The organism is uncultured Clostridium sp., assembly GCF_947072515.1.
Lineage (GTDB): Bacteria > Bacillota > Clostridia > Clostridiales > Clostridiaceae > Clostridium.
Window position 1 is genome coordinate 1 of sequence record NZ_CAMTIG010000039.1, and the last position, 23890, is coordinate 23890.

Consider the following 23890-nt stretch of genomic DNA (forward strand, 5'->3'; position numbering starts at 1 on the left):
CAAAAGTTTTAAGATTACCAGGAACAGTTAATAAAAAAAATGATAAATGGTGTGAAATAATAGAAACAAATAGAGTTGAATATTCACTAGAACTATTTGAAAAATTTGTAATAGAGGACAATGAAGCTACAGAAGTTTTAACAAAGCTACCAAATGGAGAGTTAGTTAAAATTGCAAGTAGATGTCAATCTTACTGTATCTCAAAAATGTTAGCTGGAGTTAAAAGAGGTGAAAGACATACAGCAACTTTAAGATTAACATATTATTTTAGAGATATATTGAAACTGGATAAAAACAAAGCTTTAGAAGTTTTGCAAATGTGGAATAAAAAAAATAAACCAATGGAAAGCTTATCAGAACTTCAAAGGAATTTTAATTCGGTTTGGGATAAGGAGTATAAACTACTTGGATGTGAATTTGATGGAGTTGAAAAATTTTGTAAGAAAGAAAAATGTTTTAGTCCAATAATTCAACCAAAACTAGAGTTTGAAAATACTCCGATAAAATTTGATACAAAAATATTTGAAAAAAATTATGAAAATATAACAGGTTATGAGTTAGTTTTTCTAGGGCTTTTACAAATATTCCCAGATGGATTAACATTTGATGAAATAAGAGATAAATGTACTACTAAAAAAACTGGTAAAGTTTTTTTACATGATCAAACAAGAAAAAGAGTTTTGGAGGATCTATTAGATAAAAAACTTGTGGAACAGTATGGAGATATTTATGTATACAACAGAAAAGGGCAATATAATAGAGGATATGTAATGATAAGTCCTGCATTATTGAGATTGGTTATGCATAAATTAATTAGTCAAGCTGAGTTTAAATTATTAGTGTTGATGAAAAAGTATGCTAGAAAAGAAGAAGACTATATAATATTTCCTACTGAAGTTACTTTATCTAAAGAACTTGGAGTAACTCAAGGTCTTGTTTCAAGGTATGTAAGTAGTTTAGAATCAAAAAATTATTTAGAAAAAATGTATTATGTAAATAAAGGTTATGATTTTTTAAAGTATAGAATACTTGTTTAGAGGAGAGAAAAATGAGTGAAGTAGTATTAGAGTTTATAACAGAGCAAATGTTAGAGAAGATAGATATATTAGATATAAAAATGGATGCTAAAGTAACTTTAGCAAAAGAATTAGGAAAGGTATTGAGTAAGGCCAAAGAGGTGGCATAAAATGGGTGAAGCAATCCTAGTTGCTATGAAAGTTTGGTTTATAATATTTGGATTTTGTATGACAGGATCTGGAGTAACAATTTTTGTTACAACTCTAGATGTAGAGAGAAAAGGGAATAACAAAAAAATATGGGATGTTTCATTGGTGGCATCCCTATTTCTAACTTTGAGCGGATTATTGATTTTGATTGTGACATTAAAAAATAATGGGGTGTGAAATGAAGGATAAAAATATTGAAAAAGATAAACTAGAGAAAAGTATTCTGTCTCTAACAGATGCTTTTGATAAAGAAACTATAGAAAATAACATAGAGATTTTTAATAAAATAAAATCAGAATTTAAAAGCTATAGATTAGATGAAAAGGATTTTATATTTCAAAAATATGAAATGTTTGTAATGGATTATGAAACAGTATTTAAAAAAGCTATGGAAGTTCCAAAGAATAAAAAATCATGGATATATGGATTTATTTTAACAGGAGAATTTAAAGATTTTATTAGAAATAGTATAGATATTTATGAAGGACCTTGTTGTGGAGGAGATAAAGAAAGCTTTATTATTGAAAAGTGTATTAAAGCTATTAGAGAGGATAAAAATTATAGTTTACATGATGAATATGATTTTGGGGAAGGCTTAAAGAAAGGATATTGGAGTCCAACTATTTTTAAAGATACAGATGAAGTATTTAAATTGTTTGAAATCTATTTAAAAGAAATTAGAAATATTGTAAAAAGCGAAACTTTTTCAGGGCTGTTTAATAGCAGATTAAATAAAAACGAGGTGGAATAGTGGAGAAATTTCCAAATAATAGATACTGGCTAGATCAAATAATCAGAAGACTTGGAATTGATGGAGAAGTAAAAAATTATCAAGTTAGATATAAATTTATAAAGAATACTGAAAAATTAAAATATCTTGTGGTTAAAGTTAAATTTATTGGGTTTAGCGTTAAGATGAAAATATTTTAATAAAAGCTACGAACTAAACAAAAGGATGTGTAAAAATGAATTTATTTAAGTTTAGTGATAATGTAAGTAATTGTGATTTTAACTGCATGGAACATTTAGGTCATGTCATAATTGGTATGAAACATTTAAATAAAATAAATGAAGAACAAGGAACATTTACAAGTTATCATACTGCAAAAATAGAAGTTGCTATAAATGTTTTAGAAGGGTTATATTCAGGAATTTGGGGAGAAGAATTATTAAAAGAACTTTTGGAGGAAAATAAATGATAGATTTAAGTAATGTTGATATTAGGGATTTGGTTGCAGAGTTAAGAACTAGAAAAGAGGTTAAATTTCATTACGTTGAAGAAGGTATGGAGTGTACTTTAGAAACAAATGAATTTGATGGAGAAATAGAAGGGCCATTAATTTTATTAGAAATAGAAGATTGGGAGTTGGCAAAATAATGCTAGAGATTAGAGCTTGGGATGAGATTAATAAAAAAATGATACAAGTTGATGCTATAAACTATTGGAATAAAAGTATTGAAAATGAAGATGCACAACAGGTACCGTTTACCGATGTAATTATTATGAGAAAAAGTTCATATAAAGATAAAAATGGTAATTTTATTTATGAGGGAGATAAACTAAAATTATTAGATAAAAATAAAGAGGAAATAATAACTATTTGTAGTTATGGAAAATGGAAAAGAAGAATGGATTCTGGAGAACTTGTGGAAATAGAAGGATTTTGTTTTTTAGTTGATAATACACCAACTTTTCCAATTATAAAAAATTATATAAAACAACATGATACAGAAATTATGGAAATAGTTGGAAATATCTATGAAAAGTGAATTTAATAAAATTCCGACCGTCGGAATTTTAAAATGGAGGGAATTAAATGATTATAATTAATAAAACAAGATTAATTAGTAGAATAATATTATTGGGTGGTATTTTATCATTACCATTTTGGATAGCAAAATACAATATGTTTTACAATAAAAAAATAGGAACAGAGTATGCAAAATCTTTAAAAAATAAAGAGAGAGAAGTGTTTAAAAGTTCAAAGCCATATACAGAAAATATGGCTCAAACTTTAAATAGTTATAAAATGCAATATGATTTAGCGAGTCCAGAAGATAAAAAAACAATAGCAAATAATATAAAAATAGAATTTGCAAATATGAATCCTGGATTAATAGAGAACCCAAATTTAAGATATTTTTTAAATGATATTATGGGAGGGAACTTATAATGAAGAAATTATTAATGTTAGTATCTGTTTTAGGGCTATTTGTAGGCTGTGAAGAATCATCTACTGATATGGAGAGAAGAAAGCAAGAAGAATTATCAAAAATAGCTATGTTATCAGTTGATTTGCCAAATATAAGTAATTTTTATGAAAAGAAAACATTGAAAAAAATATTAGAAATGAGAGATAATCCTAAAGTTATAAATTATCTTTATACTAAAAATATTATGAATGGTAAATGGATATATGAAGGTAAATGTATAGGGTTTGGAATACCTTATTCAACACAATATACAAATCCTGAAAGGTATGAAATAAATGGAACAACCTTGCCTCAAGCTGATCCAAATGGATTATATTCTACACCAAGTGGAACAGCTACATGGGTAATAAAAGTTGATGATAACGGACTACAAACAGTTGAGTACATAGAAAGTGAAATAAGAGTAACTCAAAATAAACTAGATAAAAGACTTGTTGAATCTTGGAGTTTATCACAAGATTATTAGTACAAAATTTTGTAAACTGATAATATTTTTAAAATAAGTTAAATAAGGAGGTTTCCGACGGTCGGAATGGATAGAGAGAAAAAAGAGAAAATACTAAAATGGCTTAAGGAGCAAGTGGAAAAACATGGAGACATTAAGTATTCTAAATTGGTAGAATTGTCTAAAAGAGCCGAAGTTGGAATACCTATGATTTTTAGCCTAATGACTAGAAATAGTTTAATGTCAAAATTAAATAATGACTTAGAGCCATCTGAATAATATCAGGTGGCTTTGTTATAAATGGAGGGGACATGAATGATTTAGAAAGATATTTTAGAGAAAAGTATCTGAGTGAAAATACAATAAAAACATATCTTAGAAATATCTCTATCTTTATCAATTGGTATTCTGGAGAAATTATTAATATAGATCCAATAATAGTTGATAATTATAAAAAATATTTAATGGAAGAAAGAAAAATTAGTATAAGAAGTGTTGCAGCATATTTTAATAGTTTAAAGATATTTATAAAATATATTTATGAAAGATATAGAATAGTAACAAAATTAAGTGTTATAAATGAGTATGGGAAACTTATTAGAGTAAATATTCCTCATATAAAGCATAAGATAAAGGATATAAACTATAATAAAGAGTTATCTGTTAAAGAGGTTAAGAGGCTTCTCAAAGCGGCATTAAAAGCAAATGAAAGAGATTATTTATTATTTTTAACAATGACATTAACAGGAATGAGAGTTTCAGAAGCTTTAAGTTTAAAAGTTTTTCAATTAAAAGATTTAATGATAGAAGTTACCTTGAAAGGAAGAACAAGAAGTTTAATACTGCCTCCATCACTAAAATCAAAATTAAAGAAATTTACTAAAGATTTTGAAAGTGAATCCTATATATTTAAATCTAATAGAAAACTAGATAAAGCTTTAGATAGAAAAACAGTATATTCTTTAATGCAAAAATATGCTGGAGAAGCTAAATTAAAAAAAGAAAAGTGTTTTCCACATAATTTAAGAAAACATTATACAGTAAATGAGATAAATATAGGAACAGATATCCAAACTTTAGCAGATGAATTAGGACATAAAAATTTAGAAACTTTAAGAATATATAAAGAAAGATCTGTTGAAGAAAAGAGAAAAAGAATGCAAAAAATTGCTAAAAAATATGGATAGAATTTTAAACAGACTAAATGAACAGTTTTTTATGTTTTTGATAGGACTATTAACTTGCTATAAATATAATAAAATCAATAGTTAGATGAAGAAAAGTGAAAGAGACATATTTATGCTATATTATGTCTAATATTCATGATTAAATCGTGAGGACTAAACTTTAGAGTTTAAACAGTAGAATAATATTAGGATTGTTAATATAAAGAGTTAAACAGTTGTTTAAAAAAAAGACTATAATCGTTAAGCCGAGTGTTCGGGCTTGCTGTTTAAAACTAAGTTGGTTTTAATAGCGAAATGGACCTCGGTCAGCAACAGAAAAAATTACGGGAGAGGATTAATGAGTAATAGCTTAGAAATAGTTTGTAAAAAGTGTGGGAAGAAGTTAGCGACTGTTGAAATGAAAATACAAGGGGAAACAGTTGTAATTAAGGGGAGAACAGATAGCGAAAGTGTTGTTGGTGGTGATGGAGTGTATTGGAACTTTAGATGTACAGATAAAAGATGTGAATTAAGTAGTAAAGAAAATGAAAGTGGAGCAATATATAAAGTTGGAACTCTAAAGAATAACCTCAAAATTAACGTTTTATAAAAACACCTTAAAATTATATTGACACAAGATATAAAACTTGGTATTATATAACCATAAAATTAATGGTGGTTAAGAGTGAGGTGTTAAGATGAAAAAAACTTATGGATATTGTAGAATATCAACAAAAAGTCAAAGTATTGAAAGACAGATTAGAAATATAATAAGAGAGTACCCAGATGCTGATATTGTTGAAGAGGTTTGTACAGGTACAAGTTTACAAAGAACAAACTGGATAAAATTAAAAAATAAATTAAAAAAAGGTGATGTGGTAGTTTTTGACTCAGTGTCAAGAATGAGCAGAAATAGCGTTGAAGGAATAAAAGAGTATTTTGAACTTATGGATAAAGGTATAGAGTTAATTTTTTTAAAAGAGCAATATATTAATACAGGAACATATAAAAGAGCTGTAGAGAGAGAATTAGAAAAAACAGGAAATAAGATAGCTGATTTATATATAAATGCAACAAATGAGGTATTTAGAATTTTAGCTGAGGAACAAATAAAAATAGCATTTGATCAATCTGAAAAAGAAGTAATGGATCTTAGACAAAGAACAAAAGAAGGTATAGAAACTGCAAGATTAAATGGAAAGCAAATTGGTGGTCAAGTAGGAAAAAGTTTTAAAACTAAGAAAAGTATTGAAGCTAAAGAAACAATACTCAAGCATTCTAAAAGATTTGGTGGTTCTCTAAATAATGAAGAATGTTGGAAATTAGCAGGAATATCAGAAAATAGTTTTTATAAATATGTAAAAGAACTTGAATTAGAAAATAAATAATATTATTATATAGATATAAACTTTAAAAGGCAATTAAATAAAAGAGAGACCTTGAGTCCAGATTATACGATTTTTTTCGTGTACTCTGGACTTTTTTATTTATGATTCAAAGGAGGTATAAACAATGGCAGATATAACAAGAACGGCCAAGTACAGAAAGGCTTATAGTGAGTATAGAACTCTTCTTGCTAAAGCTTTAAAGGATGAAGGAGTTAATTTAAAAGATTATGAATCATACTGTGAATTAATTCCAGAGATAACAAGATCTAAGAAATTAAGTAAAAGCTGTATTGCTAAAAAGTATGGATTAACTCCACAAAGGATTCAAAACTGGATTCAAAGGCATAATTGGAATGATTTATCTGATTATATAGATGTTCCTGGAATATTAAATTCAACTGTTGAAAAACAAGTTAAAAATAATTCTCCATATGGACCAGATATGCTAGGTAAATTAAGAGTGTATGCATCACAATTAAATACAATAGGACAGTCTAAATATACTAAAAAGGATTTAGCTGAATTATTAGGAATATCAGAGGCTACCTTTCATAAGTATATGAAAAGACCAGAGTTTAAAGATGCATATGAAGAGTCTAAATTTGGAGCTGAAAGAAAGTGGAAATATGAAAGAGCTTTAGATAAAAAAGCTTTTGGAGAGGAAATAGTTGAGAGCCATAAAGAAGATGGGTACAATCATAATGGCTCATATAAAAAGAATAAAGAGGTTACAAAAGTTATTCCAGGAGATACAAAAGCAATAATATTTGGATTAGAGAATCTAGCTCCAGATAAATATGGAAAAGATAGAAAAGAAACAATAGTTAATAATGTTAATATCAATCTTGCTGATTTAACAGATGAAGAGTTAGAGAAGCTTATAAATGGTAAATGATAATATTGCTTTTAAAGCTGCACTGGAACTTGAAAGAAGAAAAAGAGCAAGACTAAAGATGAAATCTTCTTTAAAAGAGTTTTTAGTTCAGGATGGGGAAGGTAATTATCAAGTAGGTAGACATCTAGAGTATTTAATAGATAAGTTAGAAAAGTTTACAAAAGATGTTCAAGAAGGTAAAAGTCCAAGAATGATAGTCTGTATGCCACCAAGACATGGTAAAAGTGAAACAGTAACAAAGAAGTTTCCAGCTTGGGCTTTAGGAAATAATCCAATGTGGGAAGTTATTATTTCATCATATTCAGCTGACTTATCTGAGGACTTTTCTAGGATATGTAGAGATACATTTGAGAAGCATCAAGACATATTTGGACTAAAGCTATCTAAAGATAGTTCATCGGTTAAAAACTGGGGAATAGAAGGTTATAGAGGAAGATTAACTGCAACTGGAGTAGGTGGAGCGGCAACTGGAAAAGGAGCACACATTGCAATAGTAGATGATCCGATTAAAAATAGACAAGAAGCTCAATCTGAAAGAAGTAGAAAAACGATGTTAGATTGGTATAGGTCAACTTTAAGAACTAGATTAGCTCCTGGAGGAGGAGTAATAATAGTTCAAACTAGATGGCATGATGAAGATTTAGCGGGATACTTATTAAAAGAGATGGAAAAAGAAACGGGAGAAGTATTTGATCTTATTAATTTTCCAGCTTTAGCTGAAGAGGATGATATTTTAGGTAGAGAAATTGGTGAAGTTTTATGGCCAGAAAGATATTCTAGAGAAGAACTTGAAAGAATTAAAAAAGCTGTAGGAAGTATAGAGTGGAATGCATTATATCAACAAAGGCCAAGTGCAGAAAATGGAGAAATATTTAAAAGACAACATTTTAAATATTTTAATATGATATCAAATGAATATCTTGAGTATGAGGATGAATTAGGAACACATAAGTTAAATCTAAAGGACTTATTGATTTTTCAGACAATAGATACAGCCTTAAAAGTAAATAAAGCAAATGACTCAACGGCAATTGGAACTTGGGGAGTTTCTAAAAATGGATATTTATTTTTATTAGATTTATTTTTAAAGAAAGTTGAAGTTCCAGATCAATGGCCTCTTATAAAAGAAATGAAAAGAAAATGGAATCCACTTTTTCAAGCTATAGAGGATAAACAATCAGGAACAGGATTACTTCAACAAGCAAAAAGAGAAATGATACCTATTAGAGCTTTAAAAGCTGAAGGAGATAAGGTAACAAGAGCTGTTCCATTCTCAATATTAGTTGAAAATGGAAGAGTTTACTTTAATGCCAGTATGCCTCAATTATATGAATATGAAGAGCAACTTATAAAATTTCCTAATGCAGCTCATGATGATGCTGTTGATGTATCTAGTTATGCGGGGCAGATAGTCCAACAAGGAAGATTTGGAGCAGGAGGAGGAAATAGAGTATCAATGAAAGCTAAAGTGATTAGTTTTTAGGAGGAAATATGTTAAAAAAATTAAAAGAGTTTATGAGTTCAAAATCAATTGAGACATCAAATAATTCAATAAAACTTACTAAACCAGAGAATCTACATCCAGAAATACTAAATGGAGTAATGCAAAAGTTAATGAGTCTAAGTGGGAGTTATGAAACACAAGTTTTAACAGATGAAGTTATATCTGAAATGTTAAAAGATATAGATATAGCTTTTGCTGTAAGAAAATTAAATCTAGCGATTGGATCTAGAGAGTGGAAGATAAAATGTATTGATGAAGCTGAACAAAATAACCTTTCAAAAGAGATAGAGAAAAGATTATCAGGAATAGATATTAATAAATTTATGAAAGAAGTACATAATATAAGATATTATGGATATGGGGCATTTGAAATTGTATGTGATGAAACATATAAAATAAAAAAATTAGTCAATATTCCTCAGGAATATATAAATTTTGAGAAAGAAAAAGGTTGGTTTGTTAACATTGGAGAGGAAATCTCATTAGATAATCCATATAAGTATGTGGTATGTACATATAATGATACTCTAAAAAATGTTATGGGAAAATCAGATTTAGAGCCATTACAAGAAACATATGATGCTAAAAAGGGGATAACTTCAAAAATGAGAAGTATATCTGAAAGATATGGAGATATTATTGTTGTATTTGCTTATGATCCGAATGAAACTGAAGAAGATATTAAAGCTAGGGGACAAGAGCTAAAAAATATAAAAGGGAAAAGTGCTATCGGTATTCCTGTATGGGATGGTTCTTTGAAAGATTCTGTTCATTTTATTTCTTTAGCTGATTTAAGTATAGAAATTCATACAAAATTAGAAGATAGATGGAAATCAGAGATTTCTAAATATATACTTGCTGCTGATTATTCAAGTTCACAAGGAGGAGTTGGTAGTTTTTCAAGAGATCAAGTTCAACAGAAAGAACAAGAAAAGCAAGAAGAGGACTTGTTAAAATTTATAAGAGAGTGTTTTCAGAAATGTTTAGAAGTAGATGCGGCATTTTTTGGTTATGATTCAAATAATTATATTTTGAGTTTTGAAAAAGAAATCTCAAAAAAAGAATCATCGGATATAAGGCAAAAAGATGCAACTACTGAAAAAATTATATTTGAAACTATGAAATCCTTAGGATATGGAGTCAAAAAGGAATATATTGCAGATAAATACGGCATACCTGAAGATAAAATTATAGATGTAATTCCAGAAACTGTGGAGTTTGCCAGGGGTTACCAAAAAAGAAATTATAACTAATAACTTAAATAGTTTTATAAAAAATTTAAATGATGTATTTAATCCTTTTTCAAAAGTTATATCTAAAAATATATATAAAGGTACTGATAAAATAAAAAACATAAGAGATATAAAGAAAATATTTATTGATTATAGCATCTTAGAAGAGTTTTTTATTTTAAGTAAAATTTTAGGTTATATTAATTCGAAAAAAACATTTTTCCGACCGTCGGAATTTTCAAAAGATATAAATGTATTTGATTTAGAGTTCCATGATGCAATAAATTATTTAACAACAAAAGAATTAATTGACATTAATACTGTTGAAGAAATAACAGAGGAAATTAGAAATAATTTTATTTGGATAAAAAAATCAAATGACTTAGAGGTAACAAAAAAAATATTTAATCAACTTGAAAAACATATGGAAAATGGTGGTACATTTAAAAGTTTTAAAGAAGATATTAAAGTTTATTTAGATAAATCTGGTCTTGGCCAAGATGGATATTATTTACAAAATGTATTTAGAACAAATTTAATGAGTGCATATAATGCTGGTGCTTATAAGCAACAGATGGAAGTAACAGATTCTTTTCCATATTGGATGTATGACTCTGTGATAGATGATGGAACAACTGAAACTTGTAGAAAATTAGATGGTGTAATCTATCGAGCAGATGATCCTATTTGGGATTCTATTTATCCACCAAATCATTATGGATGTAGAGGGGCTGTTATTCCACTAAGTTATGAAGATATAAAAGAGAATAATTATAAAGTTTCAAAACAAAAATTTGATTTAGATTTAAAAGAGTTTGAAGGAAATCCAGCTAAACATTATTTTGAAAATTTAAAAAATAGTGTAACTAAAAAAGAAAAAGAAGTAGATTTTTTATCTAGAAAATTGGAGGTTATTGAAAATGCAAAACCTTATATGGAAAAATTTGAAATAAATAAATTTAAACCAGTAGTAGAAAGAGAAATTGCTACAAAGATAAATAAAAGATTGGGTAACGATTCTGTAATTTCACATAAATCAATGCAAGCTTATGGTTCAACAGGATTTTCTAGAGATGGAAGAGTAACAAATATTACTTTTAAAACTGGAGACAAAAGAAGTACAGAAAGTAAAATAAAAACCATGTTCCATGAATTGTTTCATGCAAGTGCAAACGATTATAAAAATCTTGTTTATCATGAGTTAGAAGAAACTATGGCAGAAACAATAGGAACTTATCTTGCAGAAGCTCATGGAGCAACATATAAAGAAATTTCAAATTCATATATAGAAATTCTAGTAGATTCTTTACCTAAATTAAAAAAATTAGATCAATTCAAATCAGCTAAAACTATTTCTGATTTTGGTAAAAAGCTTTTAGAAATTGGGAGAATTGATATGCTCTCTATTTTAGATAAAAATACTATAATGTTTAAAGAAATTAAAAATCCTCAAAAACTAGTAGACTATATTTTAAAATATGATTTAGATATAATTAAAAGTAGTGAGATAAAAGATATTTATAAGAAATTTATTACTAATTCACTAAAAGGAAAATATTCGGATGAAGTTATAGAAAATTATTTTAATAATAATTACAATAAATTTATTGAAAAAATTGAAAAAAAAGATTATAGTATAAGTAGTTATGAAGCTGTTTATTTTATAAATGCTTTATTCAAAAAGGAGGTTTTATAGTGGATAAATTTATAGAATTAGATTTACAAGGTAAACTCCAGGAGATAGAGGCAACTTTAAAAGATAAGAATAAATTTAATGAGTATCAGCTTTATTACAATTCTTTATGCCAAAAAGATACTTTCTTAGAGGATGAAATAACTGAAATTAATAAAGCTTTTAAAGAGAAGTTAGAAGCTGATGGAGAGCATGAATTTTTAGAAGTATTAATAAATATGGGGTTTTTCGATGAGTAAGCCTTTAGACAGATTAGTTCATTCTATTGCTGAAAAAATAGAACGAACTGAAAATTTAGAGCCTTTGTTAAAAACTATTGCTATGGACATACAAAAAGAAACTCAGCTGAATTTTAAAAATCAGCGTGGTCCAGATGGTCAATCTTGGAAAAAAAATAGAAGAGGTGGCCAAACATTAGCAAGAACAGGAATTTTAAAACGAAGTTTTACAACTTATACTTATGGAAATACAGCAGCAGTTGGAACTAATGTTCCGTACGCACGCATACATCAATATGGTGGAGTGATAAAGCCTAAAAGAGGTAAATACTTAGCAATTCCAATAAATAAAAAAGCTGAAGGAAATTCTCCAAGAGATTTTGATGATACAATTTGTATAAAAGCAAAAAACGCCTTATATATTGTTAGGAAACTTGATAAAAAAGGAAAAAATTTAGAATTCCTATATAAACTCCAAAAAGAAGTTGTTGTTCCTGAAAGGAAATTTTTAGGAATAAATGATAAAATGAAAAATAAGTATGCGAATTTAACAAAAAAGCATATTTTTAAATAAAAAGAGAGACCTTGAGTCCAGATGTTATACGATTTTTTCGTATACTCTGGACTTTTTTTATTTTCTCACTGGAGGTGATAATTATGAGTAAAAAAAGAGTAAAAATTTTTTCAAGTGGAAATTATCCTCAAGGTGATTATCCACCAGAAAGAGTAAAAAAAATATTTGGTAATGCTACAAAGTCAAATGCTATTTTTATCCATACTTCAAAATGGAAAGGGAATTCACCGCCTAAAGTTGGAGAATTTTCTGGATTTGAGTTAGTTAATAACGGTAATAAAGTAGATGTTTTTGCAAATATAGAATTAAATGAAAAGGGGAAAGTATATCATTCCGACAATATTTTTAAAGGAATATCTGTTGAAATACCAGGAGATAAATTAACTAATATAGCTTTATTACCATTGGGGGTTAATCCAGCTGTTGAAGGGGCAGAGTTTGAAGAAAATTCATTTATAGAACCATCTGATTTAGAATTTGAGGAGGCCAAAGGAATTATGAAATTTGAAGATGTATTATCATTTATATTTGCAACACCATTAACAGTTGAGCAGTTAAGTCAATTAATGAGAAGTTTACAGTTAAAAGTTACAGACAAACAAGCTGTTTATAATTTAGCTAGAGAGTTTGCCGCTGAAAGAGTTGAAATAGCAGCAATAGAAGAGGTTAATCCTAAAACTACAGCCGAAATAGAAAAAGAGTTTGAGGCAAAATTTGAAAAGAAATTAAAAGCTAAAGAGTCAGCAGCAGAGTTTATGAAAACAAATAATAATAAGATTACTCCAGCTATGAAAGAGATCTTAACAGAAGCAAAAATAGAGACACTTTATCTAAATTCAGATACAAACAACTATGAATTTGCTGGAAAGAAAGAGTCTCCAATTGAATTATTGACAGCTATTTTTGAAAAAATGCCAGAGATATTAAAGGAAGGTCAAGTTATTACAGAGTTTGAAGGTAAGAAAGAAAAAGAAGAAACTCCACAAGAGTATGCAGCAAGAATACATGGTGGAAATTAAGGAGGGTAAATATGTCAAGAGTTATTAGAGAGAGGGTTGAATCTCAGAACTTAGTTTTGAAGAGATATAGAGGCGATAGAAATTACACTATAGCTGGTTCTGAAACAGAATTAAAACATGGACAAGCTATGGCTATAAAAACAACTGATGGAAAATTATATCCATATGATAAAGCTGGAGCGGATGGTTTGAATATCCCAATTGGAATTTATGTCGGCAGTAATAAAACTTCTTCAACAGATTTTAAGGGATCTATTACTACTTCAGCTGACGTTTTAAAAGATAAGGTTGTAGGAATAGAATTTGCAACAGATTTTAATGCAATTATAGAATTACAAAAGATGGGAACATTTGTACTAGATGCAATTGAAGGTAAAGAGGTGAATGAATAATGAATAAAACAATGATAATGATAATAGCTTTAATTTCGGCTGCAAAATATAGCTATCCTCAGCCATATTTAAATAAATTTACAGCAAGTAATAATTATTATGACTCTATAACAGAAAAAATTAGATTAGATGATTTATATACTCATTTTACTGAAGCTGGTATTGTTAATAGAAATGATGAGTTACCAATAATAAAAGTTAATGGATTCGATAAACTAGAAGTAGAACCACCAATAGTTGGAGGAGAAATTACTTACTCAGCTACTGATTTACTAGCTTTAGATGCTGGAATTCCAGAGTATACAGATAAAGGTGAAATCTTAACTGCTGAAGATACATTGAAGAAAAAGTACTCAACAATTTTAAAGGCTTCAATTGAAAATAGAAAAGAAATTATGGCAGCTGAAATTTTCCTAACTGGAAAAACAAAAGGACCTCATGATGAAGATATTGATATGGGATTAGAGGAAGAAAAATCGCTAACTTTAACTGGTAAAAATGTAACTGATGAAATCAGTTCTCTTATTTCAGAGTATTATATTAAATATTCAATTACTCCAACTATTGATGTAGGAATAAATATTTTTAATAAAATAAAAGCTGAAGCATTAAACGCCAAACAAAATGTAAATAAAGTTACTGTTTATGGAAATCCAGCTGATCCAGCTAGTATGTATTTAACTATAAATGATATGAAAATTGGATTATTATCAAGACATAAAAAAATAGATCCAGCTAATAAAGTAGTTCTTTATAACCCTCTTGTTATGGGAATAGCTTTTGCTGGTTTAACATATGGAGATATAAAAACTAATGCGGCTAAAGTTGTAAAAGCTAGACTATTAGCTAATGAAACTAGAGTTACAGAACAAAATGGTTCTAAAGGTTTATGGGCTAAATCAGCTCCTCTTCCTCTTGTTATTAATGTTAAGCAGTTTGAAAGATATAATGTAACTTTATAGGTGGTTTTATGAATAAAATTCCTATTTTAAAAGTTGAAGATTTTTTAACAGAAAGAATAGCTTATGATATATGTGATTTTTTAGGGAAATCAAGAGATGATTTAACTATTTTAGTAGAAGGAGAGTCTAGTGAGGATAAAACCTCACTAAACTCTAAAGCTGTTGCCTATATTAATTTTAGGTTAGGAAAGCATATTTCAAAAGTAGATGATGAAAAATGGTTGATATTAAAGGAAAACTATATATTTTGGAAACTTTATGAAATGGCAAATATAGCTCAAGATTTACCTGTAAAAGATAAAAAAAGAGAGTTAGATGAACTTTTAAAAACACTTGTAGATGCAGAAGCTATGAAATATCAAAAAAAAGGAGTTATTGTAATATGATAAGGTGTGGCTTAAATACAAGATTATTAGAGATTCAAAATAACTTATTGAAGATTAAATCTGAGTATAGATTTGGGATTGTTGATGATGTTGACGAGTTTAAATTTACTTCTAGATCTATTGGTGTAATTATTGATGGAGAGACAACAAAAAATGGTCAAAGATATGTTAACTTAAGTTTTTATTATTCTGAAAATAAAGTAGGTAACCAGCTTCTAAACTTTAGAGATAAAGTGAGAGAATTTATTGAATTTTTAGATACCAATGAAGATAATGACTTTGATTCATCTAATTTTGAAACAAAAATAGAGTATGGAAATATTGAAGATGAAACTCAAAGAGCAAGTTTGAGGACTGCAATTATAAAAAAAACATATAGAATTACTAATTTATTGATTGATATTGATGATAATGAATATCAAAAAATGAGTGAAAATATATATTTAAAATGTGAGGAGGGGATGTAGATGTCACAAAAATTAAATGGTGTTGTATCCTTCCAGATGATTTTTAAAGAATTATATACTCAAGCTATTATTAGCCAGGGTAATGGAGTTTTAGGAATTTTTTTATCTGATTCAACTAAAACTGATTTTTTAAAAAAATCTTATGTTGATATAAGTCAAGTAAAGGCTGAAGATTGGACTGCTGGAAATTATAAATACCTTAAAGACTTAGCTTTTAAAGGTACACCTAGAAAAGTAGTTGTTTATAGATTTGATGAGCCTGAAAGTCCTGAGGCTGGTTATCCAGATATGACTCATCTTAATGAGGCTTATAGATTAGCATCTGAAGAGTGTGATTATTTTGCTTATCCTGGTGGAACAACAGAGGAGCAACAAGCACTTGTTGAAATGGTTAAAAAAGATAGAAGAGTGGATAAAATATTAAATCCATTACAGAAAACAATAAAGTTTTCAACAGCTGGAGTAACAGCTCCAGATATTCCATTTATTATAATGACAAATCAATGGAGAAAGGTAAATGGAACAAAATATACCGCTGTTGAGTATGCACTATGTTTAGCTTCTATTGCTGCAGGACTAGGAATAAAAGGCTCTATGACATATTATAAAGAACCTTGGGTAGAAGAGGCTGAATTTATAGAAGATGTAAATGCTGCTGTTGGAAATGGATACTTAGTTACTGTACCTCAAACTGATGGAGATAAAATTATCTATAGATTAGAAAGAGGAGTTAACTCAATGACAACTCCAACAGAAACTCAAGGTAGAACATTTTCAAAAATTAGATTAGTTGCAATAATGGACCAATGTTTAAAAGATATTAAATATACATATGTTAACTATTATATAGGTAAGAGAGATAATCATTATGAAAATAAGTCTCTATTCTGTTCTGCTGTTAATGGTTATTTATTAGGATTTATGAAAGATGGGTATTTAGATTCAAACTATTTAAATAAAATGGCTATTGATATTGATACTCAGAAAAAATGGGCATTTGAAAATGGAAAAATAACAGAAGAAGAGATGTTAACAATGGATGAATATAGAGCTTTGAGATTAAATACAAAAGATCAAGGGTTTTATAGAATAAAAGAGTTCACTCCTGTTGATGTTATGGAAGATGCAATAGTTGAAGTAGAGGTGATATAGTTGGAAAAATTCAAACCACGAAATATATTTAATGGAGCTTTTGCAAAACTCTATTTTGATGGTGAAATATTAATGGAAGCTAAAGCTGCAGAAGGAACTATTGAAGGAGATTATGAAGAAGTTCCTCTACCTGGAGGAACAAAAGGTCAAGTTTTAAAAGGAAGAAAAGGTGTTGGAAAATTTACTGTTCATAAGGTTAACTCTATAGAATTTAAAAAGTTTTTTGCCAATATGAAAGCTGGTAAAGTAACCGACTTTTCTCTTGAAGTAACCTTTGATGGACCACAAACATTAGGAGCAGAAAGAATTTCTCTTCCAGATTGTGAGTTTACAGGTAATTTAAATCTATTCAACTATTCAGTTGATTCATTAATTGAAAAAGAATTTGAATTTATATTTGACCCTAATACTGCTGATGTACCAGAAACTGTTTAAAAATTGGAGGAAATTAATATGGAAAATAAAGAAGTTAAAGATGAAAATAAAGGTTTAAAAGTAATAATATCTATTGCAGATGTTATAGCAAATGCTGAAAAATTAACTGAAAGTTCTAAAATAAGGAAAAAGAAAATGCTTCACTCTAAAAGATTAGAAGATTTAATTGGATGTGGAGGAATTGAGGTTGAAAGCGTTTCAAATAAAGTAATTTTTGAAGCTGAAACTAAAGAGGATGATATAAATGTTATGTATTATGGCGGTATGTATGTAGATCCAACTTATATTTTATCGAAAGGAATTTCTAGTCCTATACTTACTACTGACGAAGTTAGAAAAGCTTTTAAAGTTAATACAAATAAAGATTTATTTAAAAAAATATTCAATGAAGATGAAATTACAGAAATAGCAACTACTATTTTAAATTTAAAAGGTGGCTCTTTTACTGTTGAAAAAGAACTAAAAAACTAATAGGCTCTGACTTAACTTTAGCAATGTATGAGTTTTTTATACTCAAGGGACATAGACTAGATTATCTAATGTCTCTTAAAGGACTTGAAAAAGAAACTTTTAAAGCTATTTTTTTAAGACATCTTGATGCAGTTAATAAGAGCAATAATGGAGGTGGCCAATGAATGAGTTAGTTGGAGTTCGATTTCAAGTTGATACTTCAGAAACCGAGAAAAATTTTAGAAAATTATTTTCTACTACAAATAATCTCAATGATTCAATGGCTCGAACTATAACTGGTATAGATAGCACCACTCAATCTTTCTCTAAGCAAAATACCGAAATTAGAGAATTAGAGAACTTGTACTCTTTAACTAGTAAAGAATTAAAAAAAGCAAGTGAAGATTGGTATTTGTTATCAAAAGAAACAGATGTTTCTAGTGAAAAATTAGAAGAACAAAGGAAAAAAATAAATGAGGCAAGATTAGCTCATCAAATGATGGGTGAAACACTTGAAAATAGTAAAAATAAATTAAAAGAGTTAAAAAAAGAAAGTTCAGGAGTTAATGAAGCTTTAAAGATGCCAAATATGGATTTACTAAATCAAAAAAGTTTTGAATTGGCAAGAGGTTTTAATCATATTGGAACAACTACTCAAGGAACTAGTGCTGATTTAATTAATTTAAAAACTAATATTAATATATTAGATGGATTTGTTAAAACTTCTGAAAATAATTTGAAAAATTTAACTGCAGAATATTCTGAATTATCTCAAAAAACTGGAACAACTAATAAAAATTTAGAAAATCATAGAAAGAAGATAACACAAGCTACTAGAAATCACACTGATATGGCTAATAGACTTGATTATCTTAATAAAAAGTTAGGTCAGAGTAGAACAGAGGTTAATAATTTATCAAATAGTGTTGATAAATCTGGAAATTCATTTAAAGCAACAGCCGCAAAAATAACAGGTTATATTGGTGCTGCTGTTGGAATTAGAGAAGCTATCAATTTAGGTAAAAAAAGTATTGAAGTAAATTCCAACATGATTGAAACACAAAATAAGTTTAATGTTGTTTATGGAGAACATAGTAAGGCTGCAAATGATTGGGCTAAAAATTATACGGATGTATTAGGTATATCTGCATTAAAAACAAAGGAATCTATGGGAGATATTCAAAATCTATTCACTGGTTTTGGAATGGATAGAAAAACTTCAATGAATATGTCTAAAGATATTGTTATGTTGGCAAATGATTTGGATTCATTTAATAATTTATCTTCAAGAGGTATTGATGTTCATAAGACAATGCAATCTGCATTAATGGGTGAATCAGAAGCAGCAAAAACATTAGGAGCATCTATATTAGAACCACAAATGAATGTTGCTGCAATGGCATTAGGATTTAAAAAATATTCTAATAAAATGGATGAAACTACTAAAATTATGATTAGAATGAAAGCTATTCAGATGCAGAGTAAAGACGCATTAGGTGATACTGCTAGAAACTTAGATACTGAAGTTGGAAAAAGAAGAAGATTAAATAAAGTAACTGAAGATTTTCAAATCATGCTAGGTGAAAAATTAATGCCATTGCAATTAAAATATCTTGATACTGGAACAAAAACAATAGAGTTTTTAACAAATAATTTTGATGCTATTACTAATGTTACTCAGGCATTAGGATTTATGGGGGCTAGTTATGGAATATTTAAAACTGCTGGGTTCTTGACAAAGGGCTATAAAGACGCAACTACAGCTTTAGCTACTGCACAACAAGGCCAAACATTAGTCACATATCTTCTAACTACTGCACAACAAGGATTAAATACTGCTTTCAAAGCCAATCCTATTGGAGTGGTGTTAGCTGGTATTACTGCTGTTGTTGGGGTTGGATATCTCCTTTATAAAAATTGGGATTACCTTAAAGAAAAAGCATATAGTTTATGGGAAGTAATGGATAATAATCCATTTGGTAGAGCAGCAAAATTTATAATTCAGTATTTAACTCCTGTTGGCCAATTAACAACAGGTATAAAAAAGCTATATGAATGGTATAAAAAATTTAAAGGTGAAGGAGATCTAGAGAAAGAAGCTCAAATAACTGGTGTTGTTGATTCTCCAGATTTAACTCCAAAGCCTAATGGAAGCCATAGAAATGGCCTTACTTCTGTTCCTTTTGATGGTTACGTGGCTGAACTTCACAAAGGAGAAAGAGTTCTAACTGCTGAAGAAAGTAAAGCTTATAATAGTACTATTAACAATAATACTATTAATACATCTAAAATCAACAATATTAATCAAAAGCCACAAAGTAATAAAATTACTATTCAAATTGATAAAATTATTGAAAATATAAGTGTAAAAGATTCTAGTGAATTGGATTATAAATCGATTGCTTCTAAAGTAGTTGAACATATAATTCCTAAATTAGAAATTGCCTTAGCAGAAGTATAGGAGGTGCATATGAATCCATATTTTCAAATAGGAATATCAAATATTAGAGAAATTTATAAAAAAAAATTATTACAAAATCCACTTGTTAAAGGTTTGGTTGATACAGTTGAAGGTATGGATTCAGTTGTTTCTCAACTTTTTCCATCTTCTAGAATTAGGTTTTTGAATACAGATATCTTTATAAAAAAAGGTAAATTATATGCTGATGGAGTAGTGTTAATCCATTTTCCTATTGTTCCAACAGAAATCTCTGTTTCTGGTGATGGAAATTCTGAAGAAGTAAATACTCCTATGGGATTAGTAACTTTTTTAGATAAACATGGACTTCAAGAAATTTCATGGAGTTCATTCTTTCCAGCTGATTATGTTAGTTTTTCAAAAAATCAAGGAATATCAGAATGGGAAGCTGTTTCAATTATTGAAAATTTAAGAAAAACTGAAGAACCAATTGATTTAATAATAACAGGAACAGAAATAAATTTAACTGTATCAATAACAAATTTTACCTATACTCAATCTGCAAACGGTAATATTGAGTATAATCTAAGTTTTAAAGAGTTTGTATACCCTAAAGAAATCCCACTAAAAGAGGATAGCAATAGTACTTATTATAAACCACAACAAACACAAGAGAAGAAAATAGGGGTTAATTATTCCAATAAAGATGGAAAACCTCAATTTAGTGAATATAAGAGTATTTATAATGAAGATTTTTTGCCTAACGAATAATAAAAGATATGAAATAACATCTATTGTTAAAGATGGCTTCTCTTGGTCAAAATCAATAGATGAATTTTCACAAAAATTAGAATTTGAAGTTATTGATAAAAAAGTTCCTGGTTATCCAATAAATCCAGTTGAAGAAGGAAGTGTTATTCAAATTTATAATGATGACCTTTTAGAATTTGATGGAATTGTTTTATCGAATGTTGATGATTCTTATAGTGCTGTTGATTTTGCTTTTTATTTTAGTAAAAATGAAGAGATCTATCAGTTTAATGAAGTAGCTGCAAATATTTGTGTTGAGGAAGTTATTAAATCTTTAGAAGGTCCTGTTGGAGAAATTGATGCATCCAATATCTTAATAGACAAAATATATTTTGAAGAAAGTGCTGGTTCTGTTATATCTAAAATTATTGAGGAAATTCAAGTAAAGAGTGGCGAAGAATTTTATTTTTATTACAGAAAAGGACAATTTCATTTTAAAAAATATCCTACTGATGTAAAAAACTTTGAATTTAATTTTTATAATAAAAATTATAATTTAAATTCTTTTGTAAAAAGTATATCTAAATCATCAAGCATTGAAAATATGTATAACTCTGTAAAAGTGGTTATAAAAAATAATAAAGAAGATTATTATACAGAAACTTATTCCGACGGTCGGAATATTAAAAAATATGGAATTATGCAAAAAATAATAACTGTTGAAGCTGAAAAAAGTGAAGATAGTAAGTCTGTTGGAGAAAACTTTTTAAAAGCAAATTCAAAAGTAACAAAATCTTTATCACTTACAATTCCTTATGTTAAGAACATTTGGGATGGAGATATTTTAAAAATATCTAATGAAGAGTATGAAGTTGATGGATTTTTTAGAGTAATTAGCTTTACAAAAACAATGAAAGAAATAGGGTTGGAGTTGATAGAACTTGAATGAATATAGAAATCTTGCAAAACTTATTAAAGGTGGAAAAAGAAGTAAGTGGGCTGGAGTTGTTTTAGGAACAGTTGAAGTTGCTCCTCCAGATTTACAAGTTAGAGTAAATCCTAAATTACTTCTTAAAAAGCATCAAATTTGTATAGCAAAAGAAAAAGTAATAGGTTACACTAGAGAATTTAACATTAAAGGTAAAATAAAAGAGTTTACTTTAGAAAATGCAACTATTGAAACAACTTCTTCAAATATTGAAGCTGGTCCAGGTCCTCATAAACATGAGCATGGAATAGTTGAGGGAACTATAACAGGACAAGCTGGAACATTTGAATTTGACGGAACTTTAAAATGGACTGATGAACTTAAAGTTGGAGAACAAGTTATATTGATACCAACTAATCAAAACTCTATTTTCTTTTTACTAGATACAAGCTTTTACTATTAAGGAGGTGGGTGATGTTTCCAGAAATATTAAATGTTGTCTTAGATGTTTATAAAAGTGAAGAAACTACATCTAAAAAAAATATTGATAATCTAATAGATATCGAATGGAATTTTGATGAAAATAAAACAGTTATTAAAAATGGTGTTCCTTGTGATTTGATAGATAAAAGAGAGATTGTTAAACAATGGATTAAAAAATGTTTTATGACTTCTAAAAATACTTATCAAACTTATATAGTTAATGACAGTACTCTTCCTTTTGGAATTCCTTTAAAAAACTATATTGGTAAAAATATAAAAATGAATTTAATTATTTCTGAAATGAAAAAAGAAATTAAAGAAATGATGCTAAAGTTTCCATATATAGCAGAAGTTAGAGATGTTGTTGTTATTCAAATAAAAGATAAACTTTTTATATTTTATACAGTTATAACAACTGACAACCAACAATTAATAGGTGATGATTTATTATGAAAAATATTATAAGTAGAATGGTGGCCAATATCTCTAAATATTTTAGTACTGAAGAAGGAACTTATACAAAAGATATTGTAATAAATCCAATAGCAATAGAACTAAAAAATACTTCTGAAAAAGTTGCTGAAACAATGAGTAAAAGATTTAGTGGTGATGCAACTGGTAATGATTTAGATATTATTTGCCAAGATGATGGAATTTATAGAATACCCGCTATTAAAGCAACTGGAAAAGTTAAAGTTAGTGGTTTGAATGGGTATTCTGTTAGAAAAGGCATGAAATTAGTTAGGAAAGATAGTGTTACATACACAATTCTTGAAGATAAAGAAATAGTTAATATTTCAACAGTAGTTAATATTGAATGTGATGTTCCTGGAACAAATGGAAACTGCTCCATCGGTGACATAACAAAATTTAGTATGAACTATCCTGGGTTAAATCATGTTACCAATGAAGAACCTATTGTAAATGGAAAAGATGAAGAAACTGATGAAGAGTTACATCAAAGAAGAAATCAACAAATTTCTTCACCCGCCACAAGTTGGAATCAACACTGGTTTAAAAATGAAGCTTTAAAAATTCCGACGGTCGGAATTGCAAATTGTATTCCACGACCTACTGGAGCTGGAACGGTAAAATTAATTATTGGAACAAATGATTACGAACCTTCAACTTCAGAAGATTGTAAAAAGGTTCTATCTCATTTAGAAGAACAATTTTTAAATGATATTACAATTACAGTTGTTCCATTAAAAAAGAAAAAATTAAATATTTCAATTGAAGCTATTCTTAGTTCTGACTTTGATTCTGATTCAGCTAAAAATTTAATAATTGGTAATTTAAATGAATATTTCAAAGCAGCTCTTTTTAAGAGTAGAACTCTATATTATTCTTATATTTTGGAAGTATTAACACATTGTAAAGCTATTAATACTGTTAAAAATGTAACTATTAATAATGCTAAAGAGAATATCGTTGTAAATGATGATGAATTAGCTTATATTGATTCAACAAGTATAAATTTAAATTAAGGAGG

The 23890-nt window shown here is 28.0% G+C and carries 34 protein-coding genes; all 34 read left to right on the plus strand.

The features are described 5' to 3' along the window. On the plus strand, nucleotides 1-1037 hold a 1037-nt coding region (locus Q0W06_RS13435; RefSeq protein WP_297636540.1), incomplete at its 5' end, for a hypothetical protein. 11 nt (nucleotides 1038-1048) lie between these two features. Beyond that, nucleotides 1049-1186 (plus strand): hypothetical protein, encoded by a 138-nt coding sequence (locus Q0W06_RS13440; protein WP_297636543.1) that lies wholly within the window; start codon nucleotides 1049-1051, stop codon nucleotides 1184-1186. A 1-nt stretch (nucleotide 1187) separates the two neighbouring features. Continuing rightward, on the plus strand, nucleotides 1188-1403 hold the full coding sequence (locus Q0W06_RS13445; protein ID WP_297636546.1) for a hypothetical protein: 216 nt from the start codon (nucleotides 1188-1190) through the stop codon (nucleotides 1401-1403). A gap of 1 nt (nucleotide 1404) precedes the next feature. After that, nucleotides 1405-1977 (plus strand): hypothetical protein, encoded by a 573-nt coding sequence (locus tag Q0W06_RS13450; RefSeq protein ID WP_297636549.1) that lies wholly within the window; start codon nucleotides 1405-1407, stop codon nucleotides 1975-1977. After that, a complete protein-coding gene (locus Q0W06_RS13455) occupies nucleotides 1977-2156 on the plus strand; it encodes a hypothetical protein (protein WP_297636552.1) in 180 nt (59 codons plus the stop codon). Before Q0W06_RS13450 ends, Q0W06_RS13455 begins: the two co-directional genes overlap by 1 nt. 35 nt (nucleotides 2157-2191) lie before the next feature. Further along, nucleotides 2192-2425, plus strand: coding sequence for a hypothetical protein (locus Q0W06_RS13460; protein ID WP_297636555.1), 234 nt, complete (start codon nucleotides 2192-2194; stop codon nucleotides 2423-2425). Continuing rightward, nucleotides 2422-2604, plus strand: coding sequence for a hypothetical protein (locus Q0W06_RS13465; protein WP_297636558.1), 183 nt, complete (start codon nucleotides 2422-2424; stop codon nucleotides 2602-2604). The genes Q0W06_RS13460 and Q0W06_RS13465 overlap by 4 nt, the downstream gene beginning before the upstream one ends. Continuing rightward, the gene (locus Q0W06_RS13470; protein ID WP_297636560.1) at nucleotides 2604-2996 is read left to right on the plus strand and encodes a YopX family protein; all 393 of its coding nucleotides are present in this window, start codon (nucleotides 2604-2606) and stop codon (nucleotides 2994-2996) included. The genes Q0W06_RS13465 and Q0W06_RS13470 overlap by 1 nt, the downstream gene beginning before the upstream one ends. Nucleotides 2997-3043: 47 nt before the next feature. After that, nucleotides 3044-3400 (plus strand): hypothetical protein, encoded by a 357-nt coding sequence (locus Q0W06_RS13475; protein ID WP_297636562.1) that lies wholly within the window; start codon nucleotides 3044-3046, stop codon nucleotides 3398-3400. Continuing rightward, complete coding sequence (locus tag Q0W06_RS13480; protein ID WP_297636564.1) at nucleotides 3400-3906, plus strand: hypothetical protein; 507 nt, start codon at nucleotides 3400-3402, stop codon at nucleotides 3904-3906. The genes Q0W06_RS13475 and Q0W06_RS13480 overlap by 1 nt, the downstream gene beginning before the upstream one ends. A gap of 66 nt (nucleotides 3907-3972) precedes the next feature. Further along, on the plus strand, nucleotides 3973-4164 hold the full coding sequence (locus tag Q0W06_RS13485; protein WP_297636566.1) for a hypothetical protein: 192 nt from the start codon (nucleotides 3973-3975) through the stop codon (nucleotides 4162-4164). A gap of 32 nt (nucleotides 4165-4196) precedes the next feature. Continuing rightward, complete coding sequence (locus tag Q0W06_RS13490; RefSeq protein ID WP_297636569.1) at nucleotides 4197-5072, plus strand: tyrosine-type recombinase/integrase; 876 nt, start codon at nucleotides 4197-4199, stop codon at nucleotides 5070-5072. A gap of 337 nt (nucleotides 5073-5409) precedes the next feature. Next, nucleotides 5410-5661, plus strand: a complete 252-nt coding sequence (locus tag Q0W06_RS13495; protein WP_297636572.1) for a hypothetical protein — start codon at nucleotides 5410-5412, stop codon at nucleotides 5659-5661. A gap of 88 nt (nucleotides 5662-5749) precedes the next feature. Beyond that, entirely contained in the window at nucleotides 5750-6439 is a 690-nt protein-coding gene (locus Q0W06_RS13500) for a recombinase family protein (protein WP_297636575.1), read from the plus strand. Between the two features lie 124 nt (nucleotides 6440-6563). Next, the gene (locus Q0W06_RS13505) at nucleotides 6564-7334 is read left to right on the plus strand and encodes a hypothetical protein (RefSeq protein ID WP_297636578.1); all 771 of its coding nucleotides are present in this window, start codon (nucleotides 6564-6566) and stop codon (nucleotides 7332-7334) included. After that, on the plus strand, nucleotides 7324-8817 hold the full coding sequence (gene terL, locus Q0W06_RS13510) for a phage terminase large subunit (RefSeq protein ID WP_297636581.1): 1494 nt from the start codon (nucleotides 7324-7326) through the stop codon (nucleotides 8815-8817). The genes Q0W06_RS13505 and terL overlap by 11 nt, the downstream gene beginning before the upstream one ends. An 8-nt stretch (nucleotides 8818-8825) precedes the next feature. Further along, nucleotides 8826-10091, plus strand: coding sequence for a DUF935 family protein (locus Q0W06_RS13515; RefSeq protein WP_297636584.1), 1266 nt, complete (start codon nucleotides 8826-8828; stop codon nucleotides 10089-10091). Continuing rightward, a complete protein-coding gene (locus Q0W06_RS13520) occupies nucleotides 10057-11766 on the plus strand; it encodes a phage minor head protein (protein ID WP_297636586.1) in 1710 nt (569 codons plus the stop codon). The genes Q0W06_RS13515 and Q0W06_RS13520 overlap by 35 nt, the downstream gene beginning before the upstream one ends. Continuing rightward, nucleotides 11766-12002: a hypothetical protein gene (locus tag Q0W06_RS13525; protein ID WP_297636589.1), complete on the plus strand. Its 237-nt coding sequence runs from the start codon at nucleotides 11766-11768 to the stop codon at nucleotides 12000-12002. Before Q0W06_RS13520 ends, Q0W06_RS13525 begins: the two co-directional genes overlap by 1 nt. Continuing rightward, on the plus strand, nucleotides 11995-12555 hold the full coding sequence (locus Q0W06_RS13530; RefSeq protein WP_297636592.1) for a phage virion morphogenesis protein: 561 nt from the start codon (nucleotides 11995-11997) through the stop codon (nucleotides 12553-12555). Before Q0W06_RS13525 ends, Q0W06_RS13530 begins: the two co-directional genes overlap by 8 nt. An 83-nt stretch (nucleotides 12556-12638) precedes the next feature. Continuing rightward, complete coding sequence (locus Q0W06_RS13535; RefSeq protein WP_297636595.1) at nucleotides 12639-13574, plus strand: hypothetical protein; 936 nt, start codon at nucleotides 12639-12641, stop codon at nucleotides 13572-13574. An 11-nt stretch (nucleotides 13575-13585) separates the two neighbouring features. Then, entirely contained in the window at nucleotides 13586-13966 is a 381-nt protein-coding gene (locus tag Q0W06_RS13540; protein ID WP_297636598.1) for a hypothetical protein, read from the plus strand. Then, nucleotides 13966-14928 (plus strand): hypothetical protein, encoded by a 963-nt coding sequence (locus tag Q0W06_RS13545; RefSeq protein ID WP_297636601.1) that lies wholly within the window; start codon nucleotides 13966-13968, stop codon nucleotides 14926-14928. Before Q0W06_RS13540 ends, Q0W06_RS13545 begins: the two co-directional genes overlap by 1 nt. 8 nt (nucleotides 14929-14936) lie before the next feature. Continuing rightward, entirely contained in the window at nucleotides 14937-15314 is a 378-nt protein-coding gene (locus Q0W06_RS13550; RefSeq protein ID WP_297636604.1) for a hypothetical protein, read from the plus strand. Beyond that, a complete protein-coding gene (locus Q0W06_RS13555) occupies nucleotides 15311-15781 on the plus strand; it encodes a hypothetical protein (RefSeq protein WP_297636607.1) in 471 nt (156 codons plus the stop codon). The genes Q0W06_RS13550 and Q0W06_RS13555 overlap by 4 nt, the downstream gene beginning before the upstream one ends. After that, entirely contained in the window at nucleotides 15782-16933 is a 1152-nt protein-coding gene (locus tag Q0W06_RS13560; RefSeq protein ID WP_297636610.1) for a phage tail sheath C-terminal domain-containing protein, read from the plus strand. Continuing rightward, entirely contained in the window at nucleotides 16934-17368 is a 435-nt protein-coding gene (locus tag Q0W06_RS13565) for a phage tail tube protein (protein ID WP_297434156.1), read from the plus strand. Between the two features lie 18 nt (nucleotides 17369-17386). After that, a complete protein-coding gene (locus Q0W06_RS13570) occupies nucleotides 17387-17839 on the plus strand; it encodes a hypothetical protein (RefSeq protein WP_297434158.1) in 453 nt (150 codons plus the stop codon). 160 nt (nucleotides 17840-17999) lie between these two features. Further along, nucleotides 18000-20279, plus strand: a complete 2280-nt coding sequence (locus Q0W06_RS13575; protein ID WP_297636615.1) for a hypothetical protein — start codon at nucleotides 18000-18002, stop codon at nucleotides 20277-20279. A 9-nt stretch (nucleotides 20280-20288) separates the two neighbouring features. Further along, a complete protein-coding gene (locus Q0W06_RS13580; protein ID WP_297636618.1) occupies nucleotides 20289-21008 on the plus strand; it encodes a hypothetical protein in 720 nt (239 codons plus the stop codon). Continuing rightward, the gene (locus tag Q0W06_RS13585) at nucleotides 20983-21936 is read left to right on the plus strand and encodes a hypothetical protein (RefSeq protein WP_297636621.1); all 954 of its coding nucleotides are present in this window, start codon (nucleotides 20983-20985) and stop codon (nucleotides 21934-21936) included. Before Q0W06_RS13580 ends, Q0W06_RS13585 begins: the two co-directional genes overlap by 26 nt. Further along, nucleotides 21929-22378: a DUF2577 family protein gene (locus Q0W06_RS13590; protein ID WP_297636623.1), complete on the plus strand. Its 450-nt coding sequence runs from the start codon at nucleotides 21929-21931 to the stop codon at nucleotides 22376-22378. Before Q0W06_RS13585 ends, Q0W06_RS13590 begins: the two co-directional genes overlap by 8 nt. A gap of 11 nt (nucleotides 22379-22389) precedes the next feature. Next, nucleotides 22390-22851 carry a DUF2634 domain-containing protein gene (locus Q0W06_RS13595; protein WP_297636627.1) on the plus strand — a complete coding sequence of 154 codons (462 nt, stop codon included), beginning with the start codon at nucleotides 22390-22392 and terminating at the stop codon, nucleotides 22849-22851. Continuing rightward, the gene (locus tag Q0W06_RS13600) at nucleotides 22848-23885 is read left to right on the plus strand and encodes a baseplate J/gp47 family protein (RefSeq protein ID WP_297636630.1); all 1038 of its coding nucleotides are present in this window, start codon (nucleotides 22848-22850) and stop codon (nucleotides 23883-23885) included. Before Q0W06_RS13595 ends, Q0W06_RS13600 begins: the two co-directional genes overlap by 4 nt. Nucleotides 23886-23890 lie beyond the last annotated feature (5 nt).